At 29.8% G+C, this 20,453-nt stretch carries 21 protein-coding genes; 10 read left to right on the top strand and 11 right to left on the bottom strand.

Annotated features, from left to right (window positions below; all coding sequences use genetic code 11):
- Positions 1-15 precede the first annotated feature (15 nt).
- From BMY86_RS10105 to BMY86_RS10080, 6 genes are all read left to right on the top strand, one after another.
- Positions 16-366, top strand: coding sequence for a 4Fe-4S binding protein (locus tag BMY86_RS10105; protein ID WP_091468583.1), 351 nt, complete (start codon positions 16-18; stop codon positions 364-366).
- Positions 367-468: 102 nt separating this feature from the next.
- On the top strand, positions 469-1,563 hold the full coding sequence (ychF, locus tag BMY86_RS10100) for a redox-regulated ATPase YchF (protein ID WP_091468579.1): 1,095 nt from the start codon (positions 469-471) through the stop codon (positions 1,561-1,563).
- 110 nt (positions 1,564-1,673) lie between these two features.
- Positions 1,674-2,324, top strand: a complete 651-nt coding sequence (locus BMY86_RS10095; protein WP_143065638.1) for a hypothetical protein — start codon at positions 1,674-1,676, stop codon at positions 2,322-2,324.
- The gene (locus BMY86_RS10090; RefSeq protein ID WP_091468572.1) at positions 2,321-2,998 is read left to right on the top strand and encodes a TIGR02117 family protein; all 678 of its coding nucleotides are present in this window, start codon (positions 2,321-2,323) and stop codon (positions 2,996-2,998) included. The genes BMY86_RS10095 and BMY86_RS10090 overlap by 4 nt, the downstream gene beginning before the upstream one ends.
- Before the next feature lie 161 nt (positions 2,999-3,159).
- Positions 3,160-5,037 (top strand): DNA topoisomerase IV subunit B, encoded by a 1,878-nt coding sequence (locus BMY86_RS10085; RefSeq protein WP_091468569.1) that lies wholly within the window; start codon positions 3,160-3,162, stop codon positions 5,035-5,037.
- A gap of 39 nt (positions 5,038-5,076) precedes the next feature.
- Positions 5,077-7,728, top strand: coding sequence for a DNA gyrase/topoisomerase IV subunit A (locus BMY86_RS10080; RefSeq protein WP_091468566.1), 2,652 nt, complete (start codon positions 5,077-5,079; stop codon positions 7,726-7,728).
- A 45-nt stretch (positions 7,729-7,773) separates the two neighbouring features.
- On the opposite strand, the gene BMY86_RS10075 is transcribed toward BMY86_RS10080, so the two are convergent.
- Both BMY86_RS10075 and BMY86_RS10070 read right to left on the bottom strand, forming a co-directional pair.
- Positions 7,774-10,266: an Hsp70 family protein gene (locus BMY86_RS10075; protein ID WP_091468563.1), complete on the bottom strand. Its 2,493-nt coding sequence runs from the start codon at positions 10,264-10,266 to the stop codon at positions 7,774-7,776.
- Between the two features lie 6 nt (positions 10,267-10,272).
- Complete coding sequence (locus tag BMY86_RS10070) at positions 10,273-10,560, bottom strand: hypothetical protein (RefSeq protein WP_091468559.1); 288 nt, start codon at positions 10,558-10,560, stop codon at positions 10,273-10,275.
- A 40-nt stretch (positions 10,561-10,600) separates the two neighbouring features.
- Here BMY86_RS10070 and BMY86_RS10065 point away from each other — a divergent pair, with 40 nt between their 5' ends.
- Positions 10,601-11,422 carry a hypothetical protein gene (locus tag BMY86_RS10065; RefSeq protein ID WP_091468555.1) on the top strand — a complete coding sequence of 274 codons (822 nt, stop codon included), beginning with the start codon at positions 10,601-10,603 and terminating at the stop codon, positions 11,420-11,422.
- Between the two features lie 59 nt (positions 11,423-11,481).
- Here the strand turns inward: BMY86_RS10065 and BMY86_RS10060 are convergent, their stop codons facing one another.
- The 5 genes from BMY86_RS10060 to murQ all read right to left on the bottom strand — a co-directional run bounded on the left by BMY86_RS10060 (position 11,482) and on the right by murQ (position 14,416).
- On the bottom strand, positions 11,482-12,339 hold the full coding sequence (locus BMY86_RS10060) for a TerC family protein (protein ID WP_091468552.1): 858 nt from the start codon (positions 12,337-12,339) through the stop codon (positions 11,482-11,484).
- A gap of 45 nt (positions 12,340-12,384) precedes the next feature.
- Complete coding sequence (locus BMY86_RS10055) at positions 12,385-12,756, bottom strand: DNA topoisomerase IV (protein WP_091468550.1); 372 nt, start codon at positions 12,754-12,756, stop codon at positions 12,385-12,387.
- 72 nt (positions 12,757-12,828) lie between these two features.
- A complete protein-coding gene (locus BMY86_RS10050) occupies positions 12,829-13,050 on the bottom strand; it encodes a DUF6095 family protein (protein ID WP_091468548.1) in 222 nt (73 codons plus the stop codon).
- A 2-nt stretch (positions 13,051-13,052) separates the two neighbouring features.
- Positions 13,053-13,550: a hypothetical protein gene (locus BMY86_RS10045; RefSeq protein WP_091468544.1), complete on the bottom strand. Its 498-nt coding sequence runs from the start codon at positions 13,548-13,550 to the stop codon at positions 13,053-13,055.
- Positions 13,551-13,594: 44 nt separating this feature from the next.
- Complete coding sequence (murQ, locus tag BMY86_RS10040) at positions 13,595-14,416, bottom strand: N-acetylmuramic acid 6-phosphate etherase (protein WP_091468541.1); 822 nt, start codon at positions 14,414-14,416, stop codon at positions 13,595-13,597.
- Positions 14,417-14,522: 106 nt separating this feature from the next.
- Here murQ and BMY86_RS10035 point away from each other — a divergent pair, with 106 nt between their 5' ends.
- Together BMY86_RS10035 and BMY86_RS10030 are read left to right on the top strand one after the other, a co-directional pair.
- Complete coding sequence (locus tag BMY86_RS10035) at positions 14,523-15,620, top strand: glycosyltransferase (protein WP_091468538.1); 1,098 nt, start codon at positions 14,523-14,525, stop codon at positions 15,618-15,620.
- A 48-nt stretch (positions 15,621-15,668) separates the two neighbouring features.
- Positions 15,669-16,061: a sugar 3,4-ketoisomerase gene (locus BMY86_RS10030; protein ID WP_091468534.1), complete on the top strand. Its 393-nt coding sequence runs from the start codon at positions 15,669-15,671 to the stop codon at positions 16,059-16,061.
- Here BMY86_RS10030 and BMY86_RS10025 read toward each other — a convergent pair whose 3' ends face one another.
- Together BMY86_RS10025 and BMY86_RS10020 are read right to left on the bottom strand one after the other, a co-directional pair.
- Positions 16,062-16,994 carry a glycosyltransferase family 2 protein gene (locus BMY86_RS10025; RefSeq protein WP_091468531.1) on the bottom strand — a complete coding sequence of 311 codons (933 nt, stop codon included), beginning with the start codon at positions 16,992-16,994 and terminating at the stop codon, positions 16,062-16,064.
- Between the two features lie 88 nt (positions 16,995-17,082).
- Positions 17,083-18,180 carry a glycosyltransferase gene (locus BMY86_RS10020; protein ID WP_091468529.1) on the bottom strand — a complete coding sequence of 366 codons (1,098 nt, stop codon included), beginning with the start codon at positions 18,178-18,180 and terminating at the stop codon, positions 17,083-17,085.
- A gap of 184 nt (positions 18,181-18,364) precedes the next feature.
- On the opposite strand from BMY86_RS10020, the gene BMY86_RS10015 reads away from it, so the two are divergent.
- Positions 18,365-19,057 carry a peroxiredoxin family protein gene (locus BMY86_RS10015; RefSeq protein WP_091468525.1) on the top strand — a complete coding sequence of 231 codons (693 nt, stop codon included), beginning with the start codon at positions 18,365-18,367 and terminating at the stop codon, positions 19,055-19,057.
- Between the two features lie 56 nt (positions 19,058-19,113).
- Here BMY86_RS10015 and BMY86_RS10010 read toward each other — a convergent pair whose 3' ends face one another.
- Both BMY86_RS10010 and BMY86_RS10005 read right to left on the bottom strand, forming a co-directional pair.
- Positions 19,114-19,482: a sulfite exporter TauE/SafE family protein gene (locus tag BMY86_RS10010; protein ID WP_091468724.1), complete on the bottom strand. Its 369-nt coding sequence runs from the start codon at positions 19,480-19,482 to the stop codon at positions 19,114-19,116.
- 25 nt (positions 19,483-19,507) lie between these two features.
- Positions 19,508-20,395, bottom strand: coding sequence for a lytic transglycosylase domain-containing protein (locus BMY86_RS10005; protein WP_091468520.1), 888 nt, complete (start codon positions 20,393-20,395; stop codon positions 19,508-19,510).
- Positions 20,396-20,453: the final 58 nt, after the last annotated feature.

Here is a 20,453-nt window from a genome sequence, read left to right as displayed (position 1 = left end):
TCTAACTTAAAAAAAATGGCAATTATAATAACAGACGAATGTATTAATTGTGGGGCTTGCGAACCAGAATGTCCAAATACAGCAATATATGAAGGAGCAGATGATTGGAGATGGAAAGATGGAACTAAACTTTCAGGAAAAATCATTTTACCAGACGGAACAGAAGTTGATTCTGATGCGGCTCAAACACCTTTATCAGACGATTTATATTATATTGTTCCAGGTAAATGTACAGAATGTAAAGGTTTCCATGAAGAACCTCAATGTGCTGCTGTTTGTCCGGTTGATTGTTGTGTACCAGACGATAATCATGTTGAAAGTGAAGAAACACTTTTAAACAGACAATCATTTTTACATAATGAATAAATTTTAAGTAAAAAGTTTTTTTGAAAAACTACTTTTAAAAAATATAAAATAATTTAAACAACCCGTGGAAAAGTCCCCTTCGGGGATTTAGGGCTCAAAAATATGAAAGCAGGAATTGTAGGCTTACCAAACGTAGGAAAATCGACATTATTTAATTGTTTATCAAACGCAAAAGCGCAAAGTGCAAACTTCCCGTTTTGTACTATCGAACCAAATATTGGAGTAGTAAACGTACCAGATCCAAGAATCGCTAGATTAGAGGAATTGGTTAAACCAGAGCGTGTTCAAATGGCAACAGTTGATATTGTTGATATTGCAGGTTTAGTAAAAGGTGCGAGTAAAGGTGAAGGTTTAGGAAATCAATTCTTAGGAAATATTAGAGAATGTAACGCTATTATTCACGTTTTACGTTGTTTTGATAACGATAATATCGTACACGTTGATGGAAATGTAAACCCAATTCGTGATAAAGAAACTATCGATATCGAATTACAATTAAAAGACTTAGAAACAGTTGAAAAACGTTTAGAAAAAGCGAATAAAGGTGCTAAAACAGGTAATGCTGAAGCAAAAATTGAAAAAGCTATCTTAGATAGAATTAAAGAAGCTTTATTACAAGGAAAATCAGCTAGAACGGTAGTTCCTAATGGTAATGAAGAAGAAGCTTTATACGATGCTTTTCAATTAATTACTGCAAAACCAGTTTTATATGTTTGTAATGTTGACGAAGCTTCTGCTGTAAACGGAAATAAATATGTAGATCAAGTTCGCGAATTAGTAAAAGACGAGCATGCTGAGGTTATTGTACTTTCAGTTGGTGCTGAAGCGGATATTAATGAATTAGAAAGTTACGAAGAACGTCAAGTTTTCTTAGAAGATATGGGATTAACAGAACCAGGTTCAGCAGTTTTAATTCGTGCAGCTTATAAATTATTAAACTTACAAACGTATTTCACAGCTGGAGTTAAAGAAGTAAGAGCTTGGACTATCGGAATTGGTGATACAGCACCTCAAGCAGCTGGAGTTATTCACTCAGATTTCGAAAAAGGATTTATCCGTGCAGAAGTTATTGCTTTTGAAGATTATTCAAACTTTGGATCAGAAGCAAAAGTAAAAGAAGCTGGAAAATTACGTGTTGAAGGTAAAGAGTATATCGTAAAAGATGGTGATGTAATGCATTTCCGTTTTAACGTATAGTCATTGCGAGGTACGAAGCAATCTATTAAATATAAAATCTGCTAATTTGTTTTAGCAGATTTTTTTTTGTGGCATAGCATTTGTTAAGTTCTTCTTAAAATCGTTTAGCCATGAAAAAATCTGTTTTAATCTTTGGTTTAATACTACTCTTTATGTCATGTCGTAGAAGAGTGGAGAATTATGTTGAGTTTAGTGAAAATCAACCTGTAGATGTTGAAGAAATTCAAAATGTACCAGAAAATTGGTTTGGAAATTATAGGTCAATCGATTCGTCCTTAATTTCTATAGAAAAAGATAAAATCATTGAGAAATGGTTTAGCGATTGGAAAATCTCAATCAAAGAAAAAGATTCCTTTCCAAATTTGACTTTTCAGAAAAATTTCGTGATTGACAATACAACCAATGAAAAAACAAAGTTAATTTCTAAAAATGATTCGTTATTTTGGAAAGAACAATATTCAGATACTATCTTTATAAAAGATAAAATTTTAAAATTATATAAAGATGCTTTGATTTTGAATACAAATGATGAAGGAAGAATTTATATTGATGTTTTAAAGAAAGAAAATAATCAAATTAGAAAATTCTCCATCGATAGTAAAGAAGATTTTGAAAAATTGAAAAGAGAAATTAAAGTCGATTTTGAATATAAATATTCTAATAATGATACTACTGTTATTGTAAAACCTACAAAATCAGATTTTAGAAAAATTTTACGTAAAAAAGGATATACAAACGAAATGATTTATACAAAAATATGAGAATAGTAATTAAAACTTTAAAATACATTGGCTTTTTCTTAATAGCCTTATTGTCATATGGTTTACTAGTAACGTTGTTGTCCTATATTCCAGTAAATACCAATCAATTTGCTACAGATGAACCTAAAGTAGATATTTTTATTCTTTCCAACGGAGTACATACAGATATCGTTGTTCCGGTTAAAAATGAATTTTGCGATTGGACCAAAGATGTAAAATTCGAACATACAATTGCTAAAGATTCAACAGTGAAATATTTAGCAATGGGTTGGGGTGATAGAGGTTTTTATTTAGAAACTCCAACTTGGGCCGATTTGAAAGTCAGTACGGCGCTAAAAGCAGCTTCTGGATTAAGTACAAGTGCTTTACATACTACTTTTTATAAATCAATGAAAGAAGACAACTATTGTAAGAAGATTAGAATATCTACTTTAGAATACGAAAACTTAGTTGCTTTTATTAAAGAATCTTTTGAAGTTAATTCTGGCGAAATCATCAAAATAGATACCGATGCCGTTTACGGAAAAAACGATATTTTTTATGAAGCAAAAGGAAGTTATTCGATGTTTTATACTTGTAATTCTTGGGCTAATCAAGCCTTAAAAGCTGCAGGGCAAAAAGCGGCTTTACATACTTTAACTGATACTGGAATTTTTAGGCATTATGCTAATTAGTAAAAAACGAATAGTAATTGGTAAATAGCATTTTTTGTTGGTAAAAACTAATTACTTTTCACTAATCACTATTCACCAAAAAATGTTCAAAACTTCTTTGCATTCCGCTTTTAAAATTAGGTCAATTCAACTATATTAGCACATTATCCATTTTTGTGTCTATGTTAGAAGAATTAAATCAAACCCAATATACCGAAGATAATATTCGTTCGCTTGATTGGCAAGAACATATCCGAATTCGTCCGGGAATGTACATTGGAAAATTAGGTGATGGTTCTACGCCAGATGATGGTATTTACATTCTAGTAAAAGAGGTTATCGATAACTGTATCGATGAATTTGCTATGGGTGCTGGTAAAACAATTGAAGTAACCATCAAAGACCGATTAGTAACGGTTCGCGATTACGGTCGTGGTATTCCGTTAGGAAAAGTGGTTGATGTTGTTTCAAAAATGAATACCGGTGGTAAGTACGATTCGAAAGCATTTAAAAAATCTATCGGATTAAATGGAGTCGGAACGAAAGCGGTAAACGCCTTATCAAATTATTTCCGTGTTGAATCGGTTCGAGATAACCAACAAAAAGCCGCAGAATTTTCAGCAGGATTGTTAACATCTGAAGAAGAAATTGTAGAAACTACTAAACGTCGTGGTACAAAAGTTTCTTTTATTGCAGATGAAAGCATCTTTAAAAACTACAAATATCGTAATGAGTATGTAGAGAAAATGTTGCGTAATTACACGTATTTGAATAGAGGCTTAACCTTGTATTACAATGGCGATAAGTTTTATTCAGAATACGGATTAAAAGATTTATTGGAAGACAATATTTTGGAAGAAGATATGGTGTATCCAGTAATTCATTTGGAGGGTGAAGATATTGAAATCGCGTTAACACATAGTAAATCACAATACTCTGAAGAATACTATTCTTTCGTAAACGGACAAAACACCACGCAAGGTGGAACGCATTTAGGTGCTTTCCGAGAAGGTGTGGTGCGTACGTTAAAAGAATTTTACAATAAAAACTTTGAAGCTTCAGATATTCGTAAATCGATTGTAGCTTCTATTGCGGTTCGTGTAGAAGAACCCGTTTTTGAATCGCAAACTAAAACCAAGTTAGGTTCAACAGATATGGGACCAAAAGGACCATCTGTTCGTACGTTCGTAAACGATTTTATCAAAACGAAATTAGATAACTTCTTACATAAAAATCCAGAAATTGCTGATCTATTGCTTCGTAAAATTTTACAAGCAGAACGCGAGCGTAAAGAATTGTCTGGTATTCGTAAATTAGCGAAAGAACGTGCTAAAAAAGCAAGTTTGCATAATAAAAAATTACGCGATTGTCGTGTGCATTTAACAGATGTAAAAAACCCAAGATATTTAGAAAGTACGCTTTTTATTACGGAGGGAGATTCGGCTTCGGGTTCGATTACCAAATCTCGAGATGTAAATACACAAGCGGTTTTCTCTTTACGTGGTAAACCTTTGAATTCTTACGGAATGACGAAGAAAATCGTATATGAAAACGAAGAATTCAACTTATTGCAAGCGGCTTTAGATATTGAAGAAGATTACGAAAACTTAAGATATAACAATATCGTTATTGCTACCGATGCCGATGTCGATGGTATGCACATTCGATTACTGTTAATTACGTTTTTCTTGCAGTTTTTCCCAGAATTAATCAAGGAAGGTCATTTATACATTTTACAAACACCGTTATTCCGTGTGCGTAATAAGAAAGAAACGATTTATTGTTATTCTGATGAAGAACGAATTAATGCAATTGAAAAACTAAAACCAAAGCCAGAAATCACACGATTCAAAGGATTGGGAGAGATTTCTCCAGATGAGTTCAAACATTTTATTGGTCAAGATATTCGTTTAGATCCTGTTATGTTAGACAAACTAATGTCCATTGAAAAACTATTAGAATTCTATATGGGTAAAAACACACCAGACCGACAAGAGTTTATCATCAATAACTTGAAAGTGGAGTTGGATACGGCTGAGGAACTTTTGGGATCGAATTAAAAACTGAAAACTGTCAACCTAAAAACTGACAATTAAAATATGAACGAAGAAAATCAAAATTTAAACCCAGACGAAAGTCAAGATTTTATACCTGAAAACCAAGAGCAATTGGAACATTCCGATTCTATTACTAAGGTTACAGGAATGTATAAAGATTGGTTTTTAGATTACGCCTCTTATGTAATTCTAGAGCGTGCAGTTCCGGCTATTGAAGATGGTTTTAAACCAGTTCAGCGTCGTATCATGCACTCGATGAAAGAATTAGACGATGGTCGTTATAATAAAGTGGCGAATATTATCGGACACACTATGCAGTATCATCCTCACGGAGATGCAAGTATTGGTGATGCGATGGTAAATATCGGTCAGAAAGATTTATTAATCGATTGTCAAGGAAACTGGGGAAATATTTTTACAGGAGATGGTGCTGCGGCGCCTCGTTATATTGAAGCACGTTTGAGTAAGTTTGCTGGTGATGTAGTTTTCTCACCAAAAGTTACCGAATGGCAGCTGAGTTATGATGGTCGTAAAAACGAACCTATTCATTTACCCGTAAAATTCCCATTATTGTTAGCACAAGGTGGTGAAGGTATTGCCGTAGGTTTATCTACCAAATTATTGCCTCATAATTTCAATGAGTTAATTGACGCTTCGGTTAAAATTTTAAAAGGAAAACCATTTACTTTATTCCCAGATTTTCCAACAGCTGGTATTGCGGATGTATCCAATTATAATGATGGAATGCGTGGCGGACGTGTGCGTGTACGTGCGAAAATAGCTCCATTAGATAAGAATACCTTGGTTGTGACACAAATTCCTTTTTCTACAGATACAACCAAATTGATTGACAGTATCTTAAAAGCTAATGAAAAAGGGAAAATCAAGATTAAAAAGATTGAAGATAATACAGCGGCTGAGGTTGAAATTCTAATCCATTTACAACCAGGAACTTCTCCTGATAAAATGATTGATGCTTTATATGCGTTCACCGATTGTGAAGTGTCTATTGCTCCGTTAGGATGTGTTATCGAAAATTGTAATAAGCCATTGTTTATTGGTGTTTCAGATATGTTGAAAATTTCAACAAATCGAACGGTAAACATCTTAAAACGTGAGTTGGAAATTCAATTAGAAGAATTAGAAACAAAATGGCATTTTGCAAACTTAGAAAAGATCTTTATTCGTGAAGAAATGTATATCGACTTCAAATTGTATGGCGATAGAGAATCACTTTACGAGTATTTATATAAGAGTTTCGAGCCGTTTAAGAAGATTTTAATTCGTGATATAATTGACGAAGATTTACAGAAATTAACACAAATTCCGATGATTCGTATTACACGTTTCGATTCGGATAAAGCGGATGAAAATATTGCAAAATTAGAAGCTGAAATGGAAGAAGTGAAACACCATTTGGCTAATATTATAGATTTTGCAATCGATTACTTTGTAAAATTAAAAGAGAAATACGGAAAAGGTCGTGAACGTTTAACAGAGTTAAGAAATTTCGACAATATTCAGGCAACGAAAGTAGTTTTACGTAACCAAAAATTCTATGTAAATAGAGAAGAAGGTTTCGTAGGAATGGGCTTAAGAAAGGACGAATATGTAGGCGAATGTTCAGATATTGATGATGTTATTGTTTTCATGCGAGATGGAAAAATGATGATTTCTAAAATTGACGATAAAAAGTTCTTTGGAAAAGACATTATTCATGCTGCCGTTTTCGATAAAAATGATAAACGTACCATTTACAATATGATTTATCGTGATGGTAAAAATGGTTCGACATTTATCAAACGTTTCAATGTTTCTGGAGTAACTAGAGATAAGGTGTACGATTTAACACAGGAAAAACCAGGTTCGCAAGTCTTGTATTTTTCTGCCAATCCGAATGGAGAAGCTGAGGTAGTAACGGTTTTATTACGTCAAGTAGGAAGTATTAAGAAACTGAAATGGGATCAAGATTTTTCGGAAATTGCAATTAAAGGTCGTGCAAGTAAAGGAAATACCGTTACGAAATATTCCATCAAGAAAATTGAACTAAAAGAAAAAGGTATTTCTACACTTCGACCAAGAAAAATTTGGTTTGATGAGGTGGTGAACCGTTTAAATGTAGATGGAAGAGGAGAGTTACTTGGTGAATTTAAACCAAACGATAGATTACTTATCGCAAATCAATCAGGGAAAATTAAAACCATTATTCCAGAATTATCAACTCATTTTGATGAAGACATGATTGTGATGGAAAAATGGCATCCTAAAAAACCAATTTCTGCTATTTATTACGATGGTGAAAAAGAACGTTACTTTGTAAAACGATTCTTGATTGAAAACGAAAATAAGGAAGAAATTTTCATTACTGAACACGAGAAATCCCAATTAGAAATTGTTTCAACCGATTGGCGACCAATGGCAGAAGTTGTTTTTGCTAAAGTGAAAGGTGTTCAGAAAGAAAATCAGTTGGTTAATTTTGAAGAATTCATCGCAGTTAAAGGAATAAAAGCATTAGGAAATCAACTTACGGCAGAAAAGCTTAAACAAGTTAATTTATTAGATCCTTTGCCATATGAAGAAGTTTTAGATGAGCCTGAAGCAGAAGTTTCTGAAGACAATGAAATCTCTAACGATATTCAAGATTTCAATATTGAATTGGATGATGATGGACAAATCACATTAAGTTTAGATTAGATTATAATTAGCATAAAAAAAGCCTCATTTTCATGAGGCTTTTTTTTATTTCAATCCTAAATTTCCATCAAAGTTTTCTTCTTCGCTTCTCGTTTTAGGTTTTACAATTAATAAATTATACAATTGATTAATAAGTGCTCTAAGTTCTTGAATGTTGTTCTTTTCAGCAGCTTTATCACCAAGTTTTATCAACTGTTTGAATTTGTTTTTGTCTTTATACTCATTTTCTTCTTTAAATTTGAAAAAGTAATATGAACTATAAACAGCATCATCTTGTTTATAATAAATATCATCTAAAATATTTTCTAACTCTTTCGCTTTAGTTTTAATGATGTATTTGTTATTAGAATTTAAAAAGTGTTTTTCTTCATTAAATATCTTATTGATACTACTTTTTTGCAATTCGTTAGCCTTATCTTCATAATTGCTAAATAAACTTTTTATGTTTTTATAATTTGTTATTTCATCAAAAACATAACGGTGTTTTAATAGTAAATCTAAATCTTGAAGGATAATTCTTTTTAATTCATCTAATCGGTATTTATTATCAGTAGAAACGTCGTTAACTAGTTTTTCACTTTCTTCTTGAATATTAATTAAATCAGTTTTCAAATTATTCAATTGAGCTAAAAACGCATAATTTTCTTCATATTGTTCTCTTTCAATGATTTCGTTGATTTCGGCAATTGATTCTGAAATATCATTTGAGAATTTATGAAATGAAAAGTTTCTTTGATGCGGATTAAATACTTGTTTCAATTCGAAATTAATCGAATCAATATATAGTTCAATTATTAAATCTCTTGATTCAGAAATCTTAAAATTTAATTCGATATCAGTTCCTTTAATGATGTCATTTTCAATTTGTTCGCCACCAATTTCAATATTTCCAATAATTAGATTACTTCCTGGAGAATTTCCAGCATCACCTTCTAAAACATTTATAATCAGTTTGTCATCAGAATTTTTTAAAATACTCTTTGAAACTGTTTTGTAAAGTGTTTTCTTAATGGGTAATAAATCATTCTTTTTAAAGATGCGTTCTAATTGTGTTTTTCCACTAATATCATCAATTTCTAAGGCAATATCATTCGGTAAAGGTTGTCCGTTGATATTGTATAAACCATTCGTAATTTGAATGCTTTCGTTAGTATAAATGCTATTTTTTACACTATCAAATAATTGAATTTTGAAACTATTTTTATGATTTTCAATTAACGGAACAAATTCTTGAATTTTAGCATTAAACGGATTTATTCCGGTATCAAAACCACCATCAAGACGAGTAATTCTATAAAAACCATCTGAAAGTGAAGAGCAAGAAATTTGAATTAATTCCTCTTTGTCTTTAGTGGAATTTTCATAATAAATATCGGCTTCAATTGAAGATTTTGCTTCATTTTCAGTTACAATTTCTTCCGATTCCGTTTTAGTTATGGTACTAATTTTATTTCCAGCATAAAAAGCGGCACCTGCAATTATAGCGGTTGTAGGATCAATATTATTGTCAATTAATACATTCGTTCTACGGTTTAATTCTTCTTTGATGTAAGGAATGTAAGTTGTACCACCAACTAAAATAATTCTTTCAATATCAGAAAATTCTAGATTGTTTTTAACTAATAACTTTTCTAATAAATGAAACGATTCATTAAATTTTAATTCTACAATTTTTTCAAACTCCGATTTAGTAAAATCGAATTCTAAATATAAATCAAGTGGATCAAAATCAATTTCAATTGAAATGTCGTTTTTTAATGATAATGTTTTTTTCGCTTCTTCGGCTTTAAACAATAATTCATTGAATAACTTTTTATAATCACTATTCTCATTTGAAATTAAGGAGTGCCAAACATTATTAATATTTAATGCTTCTTCAATTTTCGGACAAAATATTTTCTCAATAACTAAATAATCTAAATCAACACCACCTAAAAAGTTATTTCCTTGATGATCTATAATATTTAATTCTGAATCGTTTATGTCAATTAAAGCCACATCAAACGTTCCACCACCAAAATCGTAAACAATCCATTTTTTCTTTTCATTTAAATCTAAATTCTGAAAATTAGAATAGGCTAAACAAGCAGCAATAGGTTCTTGTAACAATACAACTTCTTTTAAACCTGCTAAATAACCTGCTTTTTTTGTAGCATTTGATTGAATCGTATCAAAAGAAGCAGGAATTGTAATTACAGAAGTTTGAATCGTTTTATTCGTTTCAAAACTTAATATTTCTTTTAATACGTAAGAAGATAAATCGATTGGAGTTAATGGTTCTTCTATGCTTTCAATATTAAAAACTTCATCGGTTCCCATTTTTCTTTTAAAAGAAGTAAATATTTCACCACTTCCTGTCGCTAATAAATCCCTAGCTTTTTCACCAATAAGTAATCTTCCTTTTTTGAAAGAAACAACAGATGGAGTAGTGTCTTTAAATCCGATTGGGTTTTTAAAAATGGTTACTTTGCCATTTTCAAATTTTGCAATACCAGAATTTGTTGTTCCTAAATCAATACCGTAATTTATTGTATTCATATATGTTTATTCTACTATAACTATACCTTTTTGAACAATTTTTAATTGCCCGTCATTATTGGTATAAATAATTGGCTTTAATACTTTAGTAATCAGAGTTGAATTTTCATTCATTATTTTAGCTTCAATAGAAGTATCTCGTTCATCAAATTTTTTATGAATCGGATTTTCAATGATATATCCTAATTGTTCAAATTCATATTTGATTCTTGTTAGGTTTCTTTCAAGTATATGAATTTCGTTTTCTATTGATTTTCTTTCTATTTCAAAAAGTTGATTAATTATATCTATCATTTTTCTGTATTAATTACATTTGTACAAATTTATAAAAGCCATGAATATAGTAAGCTTATTTTTTCAATTAAATGGAGACCTTAAAAGTATTAATGATTTAAGTGAAAACGAAATTTTTCAGATTGAAAAAAAGATAAAGTTAGAAAAAAAAATTAATCCAGATGCAATTGACAATACAACAGCTGTAAACTTAATTCATGTGTTGAAAAATTATAAATCTAGTTTCTATGTTATTTGTAATACTAGATTACTATTTAATTTTTTAACAGGCGATTATCATTTACGTTCTTTATTTGCGGATACGATTGAAAATCAAAATTTTGATGAAATTCATTTTGTAATTGAAGAATATTTATTAGAAGATTTAAAAAACAATTTGAGAAAAAAATTAGCAGATTATGAATTTGAAGATATTGAGCAATTAATAGAGCATAAAGAGTTATTTCCTTTTTCTTTTATGGCTTTTGTGAAAGTGAAATTGTTTGAAAAGACAAGCTTAATGATTAATCGTTATTCGAACAATACTTATTCAACTAAAGATTTACAAGCGTTATACAATCCAAATTTATATCAATCTTTAAATCATTTTAGCTCTCCTGAATCTGATGATGTTATGAATGATTTAATTAATGTTACTTCGAATTTTTATAACGCAAATAATTTTCAAAAGAATAATAAATTAATTATGAAGTGCATGGTGAATTATCATTCTTTTTCACCACAAGTTAGCGAGATCATTAACCAGAATGCTAAAATTGCTTCTAAAGAAGTAAAAAAAGAAAGTTCAAGTAGTTTTCATTGGGGTTATATTTGGTTTGCAATTATGCTAATAAGAGCAATTATTAAATGTAGCAATACTTAATAATAAGCATAAAAAAAAGCCTCATTTTAATGAGGCTTTTTTTAAGTTATGTGAATGAATTAATTCATTAAATCGTCATCCGTTAATTTTTCATCAATAATTTTATTGTTGTGTAATTTAACTGGTTTCTTGCTGTTTTTCTTCATTCTCAAGTTTAAGAATTCAACAAATAAGGAGAAGAATATTGCAAAGTATAAATAACCTTTAGGAATACTATGAACTTCAGTTCCACCAAAGAATTTAATACTTGCTAAATGTGAACCTTCAGCTAATAGCATTACTCCAATTAATATTAAGAACGATAATCCTAAAATTTGAATAGTAGGATGTTGGTTTACGAATTTAGAAACTGGTCCGGCGAAAATTAACATGATAATAATCGATATAACAATTGCTCCAATCATAATTTCTAAAGCGCCTGCAGGTCCGAAACCAACTGGTGGTTCTGCAGCACTTACTAATCCAACTGCAGTTAAGATACTATCAAAAGAGAAAACAATGTTTAATAATGCAATTTGAATAATTGCTGAAGCTAATGAATTGCTCGCTTTTCCTGCTGTTGCTTCTTCTTCACCTTCTAATTTATGATGTATTTCAGAAACAGATTTGTATAATAAAAACAAACCACCTCCAAAAACGATGATACTTTGACCAGAAATTCCACCAGTAACAAATCCTAAATCGAAATCACAGAACGAATCTTTTAAACTCATTACCCAAGTAATACCAAATAAAAGGATAATACGAAACGCCATAGCCAATAAAAGTCCAATTCTTCTGGCTTTTGGTTGATCTTCTTCTTTTAATTTTCCAGATACGATTGATAAGAATACGATGTTATCAATTCCTAAAATGATTTCTAAAAAAGTTAGGGTTAATAATGCTACCCAAGCATTTGGATTAGATAAAACTTCCATTTTATTTATTTAGTTTTTAATTTAATTACAAAGGTTTTACGCAGATTAGTCCACTTTTGTTACAGAACCAAACTGTTTTTTTGCATCGCCTACAAAAGAATATTCGAAATTGTATTTTAAGTCTTTGGTATTTAGTATTTTAACATGAATAGCTTTTTCTTCTTCTCTATTCTTAGGTTTTACATTTTCTAATATGTATTCGCAATCATTAATCCAACGAACGGTAAACGTATCAATCACATTATTATAGTTTTCTATCTGAATAGAATCATTTCTTTCAAAAGTACTTGTGAATTTTTTTCCTTCTACGGTAGTTTCTGATGTAAATTTTCCAGTTTTGAAATCTTTACAGTTTCGCTCTTGATTATAACAAGAAAATAATAAAAAGACTGATAAGATGTAAATGTATTTTTTCAATTGATTGTATTTTATTGCTTTTGATTAGTAATTCAAACTTCGAAAATCTAAATTCATAAATCAAAAATAGAATTATTTTTCAAACATACTTTTCATTATGGTATTGATACCTTTAAACATCAGAAATACGGCATAACCACATATTAATACTGATACAATCAATACATAAATAAACAAAGGATGTTTTTGATTTTTAAAACTGCTATTCAATATAAAAACTCCGATAAAAAGCGTTGGTAAGGAACCAGCTAAATATCGAAGTCCTTTATTTAAAATTTCTTTGTTTACAGACATGATTAGAATGTTAATCGTAACCCAACTCCATTGTTATTAGCTACAAAATCAATAGTTGTTTCAGTTTGACTAGTAGTTTTTAAACCGTTATTGTACGTATCAATTGCATCACGCATTTTTTGTTTTTTTCCTTTTAAAACAAAAATAGAAGTTCCAACTAGTCCACCACCAATGTAAGACATAGCAGTAGGATAATCAACATCAGAAACGGCAGCTTTTACTGCGTCTCCAATAATTAAAGCAGAACCCAATCCTAAAAAGAAACCTCCTAAAACGCTTTTGTTTTTCGACTTATTAAATAAAGAATACGCTTTAAAATCATTCGCTTTTAAGTAATTTTTAATTTCGTATGATGGAATTTGTTCGTTATTGATGTAAAATTTATTGTCTTTTAATTCAATTTCTTGACCAGCAGGAATAACTCTTGGTTCAACACCTCTTCTTTGTGCAAAGGATGCAACAGAAATTAAAAATAAACCGATTACGAATAACTTTTTCATATTTTACTTTTTAAGTTTTTACTAATTTTTAATTGATATAAGTACTATTGTCTATTTCCATTAAAATAGTCAACCGCTTTTCTAACACTTCCGTGTTTTTTTAATAATTCTTCACCTAATTCGTATGTAACATTAATTTCATCCATAATCATTCTCACACCTCTATCAATTAATTTTACATTACTTAATTGCATGTCAACCATTTTGTTTCCTTTTACACGACCTAATTGAATCATCGTAGCAGTTGAAATCATATTTAAAACTAATTTCTGTGCTGTTCCGGCTTTCATTCGGCTACTTCCAGTTACGAATTCTGGTCCAACTATAACTTCAATTGGAAATTTTGCTGTTTTCGAAAGCGGACTTCCAGCATTACAACTAATACTTCCAGTAATGATATTATTTTCATTGCATTTTTCTAATCCACCAATAACATAAGGTGTAGTTCCTGATGCTGCAATTCCAATAACCACATCATTTTCATTAATATTCCATTCTTGTAAATCAATCCAAGCTTGGTTTTTATCATCTTCAGCAAATTCAACAGCTTTTCGAATGGCTGTATCTCCACCAGCTATAATTCCAATAACCATATCAAAAGGAACTCCAAAAGTTGGCGGACATTCACTGGCATCTACAATCCCTAATCTACCAGAAGTTCCTGCACCAATATAAAACAAACGACCACCATTTTTCATTTTAGCTACAATTTGAGAAATTAAAGCTTCAATTTGTGGTAAAGCCTTTTCAACAGCTAATGGTACCAGTTTGTCTTCATTATTAATGTTTGAAAGCAATTCTTGAACAGACATTTTTTCTAAATGCTCATATTTCGAAGATTGCTCTGTTGTTCTTGTAAACGACATTTGATTTTTAAATTATTGTTGACCAAATATACAAAGTATTTATAAATTTATCGAATCGCTAATATAGTTTATTGAATATTTTTATATTTGTTTAAAACTCTAACTTTTGGATAAGAAAACTTCAGTATTAAAAATATGTTTGGTTACTGTTACACTTTCAGATGGTGGTGCTGAACGTTGTGCTGCTTTGTTATCTCAATATTTCGATCAACAAGATTTTGAAGTTTATCATGTGGTTTTTGCTGGAAAAGTGGAATACGATTTTGCCGGTAAAATTTTTCATCTAGAACATTTAAAAGATAAAAGAAATAGCTGGTGGAGTAGGAGTAAGCGCTTTTTTGCTTTAAAAGATTTTTTTGCCAATAATCAATTTGATTATGTAATAGATTTTAGAACCAAGCAATACTTTTGGCAAGAAGTAATCATTCATAATTTCGTTTATCCCAAATTTATTCAAACGATACATAGCTTTAAGTTAAAATCGTATATTCCTAAAAATACATTTCTTGCTAAAATACTCTATAGAAATTGCCAACAATTTATAACTGTTTCTCAAGGAATTAAAGAGAAAGTAAGTTCGAAATATGATTTTATTCCAACACAATTAATTTATAATCCTTTAGATTTTGAATCGATTGCAGTTAAGTCTGAAGAATTAATTTCAGATGAATATCAATATGTTTTATCTGCAGGAAGTATGAATAAGAACGTAAAGCAATTTGATAAATTAATTGAATGTTATGCAAAATCGGTCTTGCCATCTCAAAATATTAAATTGATGATTCTTGGTGAAGGAAAACTTAAAAGTAAATGGATAAAATTAGCTGAAAGCCTGAATTTACAAGATTTGGTTGTTTTTAAAGGCAATGTAAAAAATCCATTTCGCTTTTATAAAAAGGCGCTATTTACCATCTCAACTAGTAAATATGAAGGAATGCCAATGGTTTTATTGGAATCTTTAGCCTGTGAAACACCAATAATTTCTTGGAATTATGAATCTGGACCGAATGAAATTATAGTTGATAATAACAACGGATTATTAGTTGAAAATCAAAATTCGGAAAAATTAATTGAAGCAATTAATTTATTTGTTTCTGATAAAGTTTTATATTTACAATGTAAACACAACGCTTTAAGCAGTGTGAAACGTTTTAGTTTGGAAACTATTGGTGCAGAATGGTTAGCGTTTTTTGAAAGAAATTAAACATAAAGTTAAAAATAAAGAGATTGCCTCGTGCCTCGTAATGACAAAATGAATTATAAAATTATCGAAATTCCTAAAATAAATAATACTCGTGGAAACATTGGTGTAATTGAAAATTCTACCATTCCTTTTGATGTAAAACGAGTGTATTATTTATTTGATATTCCAAGTGGTGCCAAGCGTGGCGGACATGCACATAAAAAACTAAAACAAGTTTTAATTGCCATTTCTGGAAGTTTTGATGTTGTTTTAAAAGACGGTAAATCTAAAGAAGTCATCACTTTAAATCGTCCGGATAGAGGATTACTTATTGAAAATAATATGTGGCGCGAATTAGAGAATTTTTCTTCGGGTTCCGTATGTTTGGTTTTAGCTTCTGAAGAGTTTTCAGAAGACGATTACATCAGAAATTATAAAGAATATTTGAGTACAATCAAATAACTAATACGTACTCGGTTTTACTCCAACTTTTAAAAGTAATAACTTTATTTTATCGACTAAATTCAAAGCTGAACTTGGCAGTTTTAATAATACATTTTGTTTCCAATTTAAATTCTTAGCTTCAATTGGCGCAATCATATCTTTCCAACGTGAATCGTTATTTTTCTTTAATCGCTTTCCTAATACATAGCGTTCAAAATCGATGTATTTCTTTAAATCTGGATTCGATTTTGCCCATTCTTCATAAGCATCATAATTAGGAATGGTTTTGTTTACAATAGAACTTCTCGTTAGTTGATTGTCTGTTTGCATAAAATAGCTCATTTGCACAGAAGCATCATATGCTAATTTAAAATGATAATTGGCACGAATATTAAAATCTAAATCTTGTGATAATTGAATATTTTCATTGTAATAACCTGCTTTTTCAAACACTTCTTTGTGGATGCAAACCGATCCATGATTGTATATTCCTTGTTTAATATTAATTTTGAAAAAATTTAAATAGCCAACAAAGTCTTTAGGCAAACTATCAGAATTGTTATGCGGCATTTTAACTGTTTCATCCCAAATTTCTTCATAATTTGTACCGAAAATTCGAGCTTCTGAAAAGTTTTGAATCAAATTGAAAATCTTTTCCAAGAAATGAGGTTTCCACAAATCATCCGCATCTAAAAAAGCAACATAATTGGCTTTGGCATTTTTAATTCCCGTATTTCTAGTGGCTGCTAATCCTTTGTTTTTTTCGTGATGAATAATTCGAATTTTTTCAGATTCGAATTCAGTTGCAATTTTGATACTATTATCCGTTGAACAATCATTTACAATCAATACTTCAAAATCAGTAAAAGTTTGATTCAGAATACTTTTTATGGCATTTGAAATGTATTTTTCTTTGTTGTATAATGGTATGATAACGGTAAAAAACGGCATGAATTAATGTTTGTAGTTTATGTTTTTTTTTTTTATGGTTTATGGTTTATTGTTGAAATGATTGTTGTTAAGTTAATCTTTAAATCATTTAATCTCCAATCATATAATCAAACAATTCTTTCCAGCTGTGTAATTCTTCTTTATAATTTATTTCAATCTTATTTCCATGAAAAACATGTTTTTGTTCCACAATTTCAATAATCATTTGAGCTAAATCACCAGGATTTTCAATATCAAAAAAGGAAACCTTTTCATAATTACCACAAGTTTCTTTAGCATATGGCAAGTTAGCTAAAAGCATGTTGTTATGATGTGCTTTTGTTTCTGAAATGGGTAAACCCCAAGTTTCTATTTTTGAAGGAAATATTAAATAATCAATTGAATTATAGTATTTTAACATTGTATTTTTGTCTAATAATTCCAAACGATTAACGTTACTGTTTAGGTATTTAGTATTTAAATAGGAAACATATTTACTATTGTTGTTTTTCAAACCTGTAATGTGAAATTCACACTGACTTTTTATAGATTCTGGTAACAATTGAATCGCTTCAAAAATGTATTCTATATTTTTGAAACTTTTGGGAAAACTCGGGTAGAAAAAATGAATTTTATTTGAATCTAAATCTATTTTTTCAGTTGAAAAATCTTCTACAAATTCAGGTATTGCAACTTTTACATTATCAATTTTAAATCGTTTTTGAAAAATATCTTTAATCCAATGTTGTTGAACAAAAACCGTATGATTACTTCTAATATTAAATTTAAAAATATAGTCGTAAACTAAAGAAAACACGCCGATTTTATAATCAAATTTCCAATCGTTCCATGTTGGTTTGAAAAAAGTAGTTGGATGATGACAATAGGTAAATTGTTTTTTTGCGACTACAATTGGGGAAGTATCATGAAGAGAAAACCAAATGTCTGGTTGTATTTTTTCGGATAATTTTTTAAAGAAATAATATTCATAATACAAACGTAAAAACCAAGATGATTTCGCTTTTGGAAATTCAATAAATTGAATAGTAGGAAAATTAAATTTTGAAGCGTCGTGTACTAAAGCAATAACTTCAATATTTTTATTTTGAATATATTCCGACAATTCTTGTAGCACATTGTGAAGAATAGTAAAGATACCACCTTCAACCATATTTATTCCTGAAACTACAATTTTTTGCTTATTCAAAGTATTTGTTTTTTGTAAAAATACAAGTTATTCTTTTAAATAAAATAATTTCTTTGCAGTTTACCGATGTATTTTACATATCTGTTTGATAATGTGTAATTTATCGTTTTTTTAATGTTAGTATCGAATAATTTTCTAGGTGCGCATATTATGAGGTAATTTTAACAAATCAAAATTTCCTACTATGAAGAAATTTTACTTATTGTTCTTAATGTTCTCTATTACAGCTAGTGCAAATGTAGATACCATTGCTGTGTTTTCAGAGTCGGTTAAGGCAAACTTTAAGAAATATGTAAGTTTGTCTAACAAAGCATACAATAAAAAGAATTATCAAAAAGCGGAACGATTATTTGATTCACTAGTTAATAATTCTTTAAAAGGGACTCATTTTGATGATTTTTCTTTTAAAAGATTAGGTAAAAGTAGAATTCAATTATCGAAAATCGAAAAACCAATTTTGTTAATTACTTATTCGTCTTGGTGTATTATGGGAAAAGGGGAAATTCCTGCATTAAACCAATTGGCCAATGAGTATCGCGAAAAGATGAAGATTGTGGTTGTTTTTTGGAATAAAAAACGCGACATGAAAAAGTTAGCTAAGAAATTTGACAAAGACATTATCGTTTGTTATGCTCATGATTCTGAGTATAAAGACTTGAAAACAATTTCTTATCTAAAGAAAACATTTGGTTTTCCTACTTCTTATTTAATTGATGAAAATATGGAGTTGGTTGATATTCAAAAAAACTTTGTAAAACCTGAAAACAAAATGAACATGAAGAATTCTTTAGATTTTTATTATCACAAGTTCAATTCCGGGCTGACTTCTCTTATAGTAAACGACGGATTTGACAACACAAGAATGGTAGGCAATTAAGGATGATAAAAATCTAAATATTAAACTCGAAACAGGATTTTTTTGTTTCGAGTTTTTTATTTATCCAAAAGCATTTTCCCTGCAATAATAATTAAAACGACAGCAAATATCTTTTTTAATACTTTTTGGTCAATACCAATGGCTAATTTACTTCCAAAGAAACTTCCAACAATAAAAAATACGGCTATAATTAGTGCAAATTTGATGTTGAGTTGGCCTTCTTTATAATAGGTGAAAGCTGCTAAGGCGGTTACAGGAATGGATAAAACCGCCAAACTAGTGCCTTGAGCTTCGTGTTGACTTAAGCTAAAGAAAAGCACTAATAAAGGTACCATTATGATTCCACCACCAACACCTACTAAACCGCTCAATATTCCTGCTAATAATCCGATTAGGATTAGCATCATGATCGTTTGTACTGTCATTTTGTATTTATTTTTTTGATTCATCTTACTTGCTATAACCTTCAGTAGGAATTTCTATTTCGTATACTTTTTTAGTAGGATTGTCTAATTTTTTATCTCTTAACCATTGATTATGCAATTTCAAAATTTTAAAATTGATTCCCTGACCAATAGCAAAAGTTGAAAGGTTAGTAATGGTTGAGTCAACCGTTATTTTTTTAGTTTTAATTAATGGATATAAAGCTTCGTTTGGAATTGCATATCCGTATTTTTCAGGATTTTTCATGATTTCCTTTAAAGCTAAAATTCTGAAAACATAACGAGCTGTTTCATCCGTTAACCATAAGTTATAATAATCTGCAGATTGTTGAAAATCAATATGTTTTTGTAAACCTGACATTCCTCCATTGTACGAAGCAGCTGCAACTGTCCAATTTCCAAATTTGTTTTTGGCTTTGTTTAAATAATCACAAGCAGCTTGCGTTGATTTTTCAATGCTATAACGTTCATCAACTTGTTCAGTAACTTCTAATTTACTTTCTTTTGCTGTTGCAGGCATAAATTGCCAAACACCTTTAGCTCCTGATGGAGAAACAGCATTTATCAATCCACTTTCAATAACAGCTAAATATTTAAAATCATCTGGAATACCATTTTTAGCTAAAATAGGTTCAATTATTGGGAAAACTTTATTGGCTCTTTTAATTAAAATAGCGGTTGAAGCATTTAAATGAATGTTAACCAACATTTCTCTATCTAAACGTTCTTTAACATCAGCTAAATGTGTGGGAACTTTTTCACCACAAAAATCCATATCTAAAGGATATGTAACGTGATTTTCTCTAGAAGTGAAACTAACTGATTTTGAAAATATTAATAAGCCACAAATGGCAAATAACGAGGTTAACAATACTAATTTTGGAAGTGTTTTCATAATCTTTTAATTTCAATGTTTTTATTCTGATTGTAAAAATACCTTAAATATACTAATT

The organism is Flavobacterium urocaniciphilum (genome assembly GCF_900110615.1).
GTDB classification, from domain to species: Bacteria; Bacteroidota; Bacteroidia; order Flavobacteriales; family Flavobacteriaceae; genus Flavobacterium; species Flavobacterium urocaniciphilum.
The sequence above is the reverse complement of the archived record's forward strand: the minus strand, read 5'-3'. Positions and strand labels throughout refer to the sequence as shown.